Source organism: Pontimicrobium sp. MEBiC01747 (assembly GCF_053601635.1).
Genome location: NZ_JBSHNS010000201.1, coordinates 1 through 380, shown reverse-complemented (window position 1 = coordinate 380; position 380 = coordinate 1). Strand labels below are relative to the sequence as shown.

1 pseudogene is annotated in these 380 nt (G+C 43.4%); it reads left to right on the top strand.

The features are described 5' to 3' along the window. A pseudogene (locus tag ACVC2P_RS06470) lies at window positions 1-380 on the top strand (gliding motility-associated C-terminal domain-containing protein); the annotation flags it as partial.

Sequence of the window (380 nt, the reverse complement as noted above, 5' to 3'; positions counted from 1 at the left end):
CTACGATGCTGGAGTAAACATTACAGGAGATGTTACAGACGAAGCAGATAACTGTTCTACAACCCTAGACGCTACCTACACAGACACTATAGTCGCTGGAACTTGCGAAGGATCATTCGTAATCACCAGAACATGGACATTAACAGATAGCTGTGGTAACACTGCGCCAGAACAAACGCAAACCATCACGGTGTCCGATAATATCGCACCAACATTTACTGCACCTGCAGATATTGAGATATTTACAGATGCATCATGTAACTACGATGCTGGAGTAAACATTACAGGAGATGTTACAGACGAAGCAGATAACTGTTCTGCAACACTAGACGCGACCTATACAGACACTGTAATCGCAGGAACTTGCGAAGGATCATTTA